The sequence below is a fragment of the Nostoc sp. CHAB 5715 genome, assembly GCF_020829685.1.
In the GTDB taxonomy this organism is placed as follows: Bacteria; Cyanobacteriota; Cyanobacteriia; order Cyanobacteriales; family Nostocaceae; genus Nostoc.
The window spans coordinates 1-6,542 of sequence record NZ_JAIVFR010000374.1 but is presented as its reverse complement, the minus strand read 5'-3'; the positions used below and the strand labels follow the sequence as shown (position 1 = coordinate 6,542).

Below are 6,542 nucleotides of genomic sequence, written 5' to 3'. Positions count from 1 at the left end.
AAACGAGTCCATGAGATTGCAAGTCTTGGACACGCACTTGCGTTCGTCGTTCCTCCTCTCTACGAGACGCACTCGCGTTCGCAATGACAGTTATTCTCAAGAGCAAAATAAAAACTGGGATGCACCCTACAATTTCGCGTCTCTACAGGTCTAAAATCAGTACCAAAAATCCTTAACTGAACTGTATTGGTTCAAATTGCTTGATTTATGCAAGAGGTATTATCTCAGACAACAAGCAAAACGATCGCTCCTACGCTTGAAACTGTGAAAATTTAAACCTTTGCAGCTAAGATTACTTCATGTATAAGAAAGGCTTAAGTTTTTCTAACAAATGTATAAGCCGTTGCAGCAAATGCTTAATACTTTGCAACAAATGTTCTTCCATGTATAAGAAAGGCTTAAGTTTTTCTTGCAAAGGTATAAGTCGTTGCTGCAAATGTTTAATACTTTGCAACAAATGTTCTTCCATGTATAAGAAAGGCTTAAATCATTGCAGCAATTGTTGTAATGAACTTATAAATCTATTTATTACCTGGAAGAAAATATAGTCTAAGTGAAATTAACTAAACCTTTAGAGATGCGATGTCTACGGTGGTCACTGAGCCTGTCCTGAGCGTAGCCGAAGGGCGCAGCCGAAGTGCGGGCTACGCCTACGCAACTGATTTGCGATATTTTCCCATGAAAATCAGAAATGTTGTGGTATAAAACAGTACTATTAACCTAGTAGCAGAGATGCATTATGGCACGTCGTAAAAGAAATTCCAGCATTTTAGAACGAGCCGATCGCCGGATTGAAAGTTTACAATCTATCAGTGTAGAACTTGACTTTGGCCAAGGATTGACTATACAAGCTTACACCATGACAATTAACGATCTCCGGTCTAAGCTTGCTGCCTACAACACTGCATTATCTACCATTGACAAACTCACAGATGACGTGAAGAACGCAGAACAGGCTGTAATAGCAATGTCAGAAAAAATGTTACTAGGAGTTGCTAGCCGTTACGGTAAAACCAGCCAGGAATACGAGATGGCGGGTGGTGCGCGACGAGGTAATACCAAGAAGAAGCGAAGCGTACTAGGCAATTCCCAAGTCACCAATTCTTTAGCAGCTGATTCTGTTAAGGTTTCTTCTGTAAATGGATCTATGAATGGGGCGTTGGGTGCGATCGTGAGTTGAAAAAATACGTAGTGGCGTGTCAAGACTAAATTGTTGCAAAAAAAATTGATTGTAGGTTGGGTTGAGGAACGAAACCCAACATTGATCTGTTAGCTTCCTCACCCGCCTGGGAATCAATTCCCAGGCTAACAGCTAAAGTCTACTAAAGTAGACTAAATATTTTTGAGTATATTTAGTCATCTTCAGATGACTTTTGCTATTAGCAAGGAACTTCAGTTCCTTGCGGGATATCAATAGATATTGCTAAATTAGAAACTGTGCTTGAGCAGCTGCTTAAGAAAATGGAGCAGGATAAACCTAATCATGTTCCAGTGACTTCAAACCCGCTTGCACCACCTCCAACACTCGCACCATCTGATTGTTTAACAGTGCCTCCACCTCTAACCACAAACCCGGAAACACCCCAGAGCGAATAATTCCATCTGCACTGGGAGATAGCAATCGATAGTCGCGATCAATTAGGCAAAACCATTCAATTTTATTCTCGTAAGATTGCCAGATTACATACTCCAACACCCCATTACGGCGATAAACCTGCTTTTTGCTGCCTCTATCAATAGCGGCGCTACTCGCTGCAATTTCAACAATCAATTCGGGAGATCCTTCAATGTAACCGTCGCGGCTCAAACGGGTTTGTCCGCCTGCGTCTGGTTCAATAAACAGCACTACATCTGGCTGGGGTTCATTGTCTAAATCTAGTCTGACGGTTGCGGCATCACTCAAATCAACGCCAGGAGTCAGTGATTGGTAGACTCCTAACCAAGTTATCACCCGACTGTGGGGTTTGCCATGCTGCTCATGTCTTAAGGGAGATGCCACGTAAACGATTCCTTCAATCAGTTCTGCTTTCTTGATATGGGGTGCAGCCGCATAACGCCGTTCAAATTCAGGGCGAGTTAGGCGATCGCCACTTTCAAGTGGAGGCAGATGTCTCTGGGCTGAGTACTCTCTAACCATTTGCCAATCCTTGGAGTTGCCGGATATTTCTGACTTTAGCAAACCTTCAGTTATCAGTTAGGATTTCTTGATTTGCTGCTTTCCTCAAATTCCAAAAATCATAAAACGTAATCTTAACGTGAGTTCGACGAACCTCTCCCTGCCTTGAACTAAAGTTCAAGTCTGTCCCTCTCCGAGTCGGAGAGGGACGGTTTTGCGTAGTAAAACCTTCTTAGAGGTTTTTTGATTGAGCAAATTGGGTAGATATTATAGCGGTTCTCTATTGCATGGAATACAGACCTAACCCCCAGCCCCTTCCCTTCTAGCGTTGGGGAGTAAAATTCAAAGCCTCTCTCCTTTTAGGAGAGAGGTCAAAACTGTACTGCACCCAAGCGAGAACTGCTATATATGAGCAATCGAATTCACGTTAATGTTAATTGTCATCGTGTGTTCTACCGTGCGATCGCTTACTCGCCCAAGTTAGGCATCGCCGACAATTGATGCTCCACAACAGAGTTCAACTAGCTATGATTAGCTAAGTGGTATGCCAGATACATCGACGGCAATACCGTTTAGTTAGCAGTCTTTATTAACTGCTTACACTCGCACCCATAAAAAATTAGTTTGATCCACTTTCTATTCCCTGCTCTCTATTTTGATCCGCATTACCTAAAAGTTATCTCACTAGGTACGGGGTGCAAAAAATACAAAAAATTCCTCAAGATTCAAGATTAAGGATAAGGCTATGGCAACCGAACAGTTAACTAGAGACAGTGATAATCTAGATTTAAATCAGTTGTTAAGAACGCTGAATGCTGTTAAACAGGGTGACTTCTCGGCTCGGATGCCCATAGACAATACTGGTATAGCGGGGAAAATAGCTGATACCCTCAATGATATTATTGATCAAAATGAGCGGATGGCGGCAGAACTACAACGGATTGGTAACGTTGTCGGCAAAGAAGGCAAAATTGCCGATCGCGCCTCTCTCGGAGATGTTCGAGGTTCCTGGTCAGATTGTGTTACTTCTGTCAATACTCTAATTACAGATTTAGTTCAACCAACAGCTGAAACTACTCGGGTAATTCGCTCAGTCGCCAATGGTGACTTATCCCAAACGATCGCCACAGAAATTGACGGCAAACCCCTCCAAGGTGAGTTTCTCCAAACTGCTAATATCGTCAACACGATGGTGGATCGGCTTGGTTCTTTTGCATCGGAAGTAACGCGGGTTGCCCGTGAGGTGGGAACTGAAGGTAAGTTGGGTGTCCAAGCCGAAGTGCAAGGTGTGGCTGGCACTTGGAAGGATTTGACGGATAACGTTAACTTGATGGCGGGTAATCTCACCGGACAAGTTCGCAACATTGCCGAAGTTGCCACTGCGATCGCAAATGGTGACTTATCCAAAAAAATCACTGTCGATGTCAAAGGCGAAATTCTCGAACTGAAAAACACCGTTAACACAATGGTGGATCAACTTAATTCTTTTGCATCGGAAGTAACGCGAGTTGCCCGTGAAGTGGGAACTGAAGGGAAGTTGGGCGTGCAAGCCGAAGTTAAAGGAGTGGCAGGTACTTGGAAAGATTTAACTGACAACGTTAACTTGATGGCAGGGAATTTGACAGCCCAAGTCCGTAACATTGCGGAAGTGACAACGGCGGTAGCGAATGGCGACCTTTCCAAGAAAATTACTGTTGATGTCAAAGGCGAAATTTTAGAGTTGAAAAACACCGTCAACATCATGGTGGATCAACTCAATTCCTTTGCATCAGAAGTAACAAGAGTTGCCCGTGAGGTGGGTGCTGAAGGAAAATTAGGCGGTCAAGCAGAAGTTCGCGGGGTAGCGGGTACTTGGAAAGACCTGACCGATAGCGTGAATTTCATGGCGGGAAGCTTGACGGCACAGGTGCGGAATATTGCCGAAGTAACTACGGCGGTAGCTAATGGCGATTTATCCAAGAAAATCACTGTGGATGTGAAAGGCGAAATTCTGGAGTTGAAAAATACCATCAACACAATGGTGGATCAGCTTAATTCCTTTGCATCGGAAGTGACAAGAGTTGCGCGTGAGGTGGGAACTGAAGGTAAGTTGGGCGTACAAGCAGAAGTCCGGGGAGTGGCGGGGACTTGGAAAGATTTAACTGATAACGTTAACTTAATGGCGGGTAATCTCACCGGACAGGTGCGAAATATTGCTGAAGTTGCTACTGCGATCGCAAATGGTGATCTATCTAAAAAAATCACTGTCGATGTTAGAGGTGAAATTTTTGAACTCAAGAACACCATCAATATAATGGTGGATCAACTCAGTTCCTTTGCAAGTGAAGTGACAAGAGTTGCCCGTGAAGTGGGCAGTGAAGGTAAACTGGGTGTACAAGCCGATGTGCGCGGCGTGGCTGGCACTTGGAAAGATTTAACCGATAGCGTAAACTTCATGGCGGGAAGTTTAACGGCACAAGTGCGAAATATTGCCGAAGTAACTACGGCGGTTGCAACAGGCGACTTATCCAAGAAAATCACCGTCGATGTCAAAGGCGAAATTCTGGAGTTGAAAAACACCATTAACACAATGGTGGATCAGCTTAACTCTTTTGCATCAGAAGTTACAAGAGTTGCCCGTGAAGTGGGAAGCGAAGGGAAACTGGGTGTGCAAGCAGAAGTGCGCGGCGTGGCTGGCACTTGGAAAGACTTAACGGATAGCGTAAACTTCATGGCGGGAAGCTTGACGGCACAAGTGCGGAATATTGCGGAAGTAACTACGGCGGTTGCAAGAGGCGACTTATCCAAAAAAATCACCGTTGATGTCAAAGGTGAAATTCTGGAGTTGAAAAATACCATTAACACAATGGTGGATCAACTCAGTTCCTTTGCAAGTGAAGTAACAAGGGTTGCCCGTGAGGTGGGAACTGAAGGTAAGCTGGGCGTTCAAGCGGAAGTCAAAGACGTTGCTGGTACTTGGAAAGATTTAACCGACAGCGTGAACTTCATGGCGGGAAGCTTGACGGCACAGGTGCGGAACATTGCCGAAGTGACAACTGCGATCGCAAATGGTGACTTATCTAAGAAAATTACTGTTGCTGTCAAAGGTGAAATTCTGGAGTTGAAAAATACCATCAATATAATGGTGGATCAACTCAACTCTTTTGCATCGGAAGTCACAAGAGTTGCCCGTGAGGTGGGAAGCGAGGGTAAACTGGGCGTACAAGCAGATGTGCGCGGCGTAGCTGGCACTTGGAAAGACTTGACCGACAGCGTGAACTTTATGGCGGGAAGCTTAACAGCACAAGTGCGAAATATTGCTACAGTCACAACGGCGGTGGCAAATGGCGACCTCTCGAAGAAAATTTCCGTTGATGTCAAAGGTGAAATTTTGGAACTCAAAAACACCATCAATACGATGGTGGATCAACTCAATTCCTTTGCAAGTGAAGTGACGCGGGTGGCGCGGGAGGTGGGAACCGAAGGTAAGCTGGGCGTACAAGCAGAAGTTAAGGGAGGGGCAGGTACTTGGAAAGACTTGACCGAAAGTGTAAATTTCATGGCGGGAAGTTTGACAGCGCAAGTGCGGAACATTGCCGAAGTTACCACGGCGGTAGCAAACGGCGACTTATCTAAGAAAATCACCGTTGATGTTAAAGGTGAAATTCAGGAACTTAAAAACACCATTAATACAATGGTGGATCAGCTAAATTCTTTTGCATCAGAAGTTACAAGGGTTGCCCGTGAGGTGGGAACGGAAGGTAAATTAGGCGTGCAAGCTTACGTCAGAGGAGTTGCTGGGACTTGGAAAGATTTAACGGACAACGTTAACTCGATGGCGGAGAACCTCACCGGACAAGTTCGCAACATCGCGGAAGTTACCAAAGCTGTAGCTAATGGCGACCTTTCTAAGAAAATTACCGTCGATGCCAGAGGCGAAATTTTAGACTTGAAGAACACCACCAACACGATGGTGGATCAACTTAGTTCCTTTGCAAGTGAAGTAACGCGGGTGGCGCGGGAAGTGGGAACTGAAGGGAAGTTAGGCGGACAAGCGCAAGTCCAAGGTGTTGCAGGGACTTGGAAAGATTTAACAGATAATGTTAACTCGATGGCGGGGAACTTAACGGCACAAGTGCGCGGTATCGCCAGAGTTGTAACAGCAGTTGCTAATGGTGACTTGAAGCGGAAACTGATGTTAGATGCTAAGGGAGAAATTGAAACCTTGGCAGAGACAATCAACGAGATGATTGATACCCTAGCAACGTTTGCCAATCAGGTAACTACAGTAGCGCGAGAAGTGGGAATCGAAGGGAAGTTAGGCGGACAAGCTAGAGTCCCTGGGGCGGCTGGAACTTGGAAAGATTTGACAGATAATGTAAATGAACTTGCTGCTACACTGACAACTCAATTAAGAGCGATCGCAGAAGTTGCTAGGGTATCAATC

General features: G+C 45.0%; 3 protein-coding genes. 2 read left to right on the top strand and 1 reads right to left on the bottom strand.

Going from position 1 to position 6,542, the window contains the following annotated elements; translation table 11 throughout:
* The first annotated feature begins 739 nt into the window (after positions 1-739).
* Positions 740-1,180, top strand: coding sequence for a hypothetical protein (locus LC574_RS20440; protein ID WP_229455262.1), 441 nt, complete (start codon positions 740-742; stop codon positions 1,178-1,180).
* A gap of 297 nt (positions 1,181-1,477) precedes the next feature.
* On the opposite strand, the gene LC574_RS20435 is transcribed toward LC574_RS20440, so the two are convergent.
* On the bottom strand, positions 1,478-2,137 hold the full coding sequence (locus tag LC574_RS20435) for a Uma2 family endonuclease (protein ID WP_229455260.1): 660 nt from the start codon (positions 2,135-2,137) through the stop codon (positions 1,478-1,480).
* Between the two features lie 724 nt (positions 2,138-2,861).
* Here LC574_RS20435 and LC574_RS20430 point away from each other — a divergent pair.
* Positions 2,862-6,542 (top strand): HAMP domain-containing protein (locus LC574_RS20430; protein WP_229455258.1); only part of this gene is annotated, 3,681 nt, incomplete at its 3' end.

Bases quoted from the DNA above. Each gene is read 5' to 3' on its own strand.
- LC574_RS20440 (WP_229455262.1), top strand. From the start codon at position 740: ATGGCACGTCGTAAAAGAAATTCCAGCATTTTAGAACGAGCCGATCGC.
- LC574_RS20435 (WP_229455260.1), bottom strand. From the start codon at position 2,137: ATGGTTAGAGAGTACTCAGCCCAGAGACATCTGCCTCCACTTGAAAGT.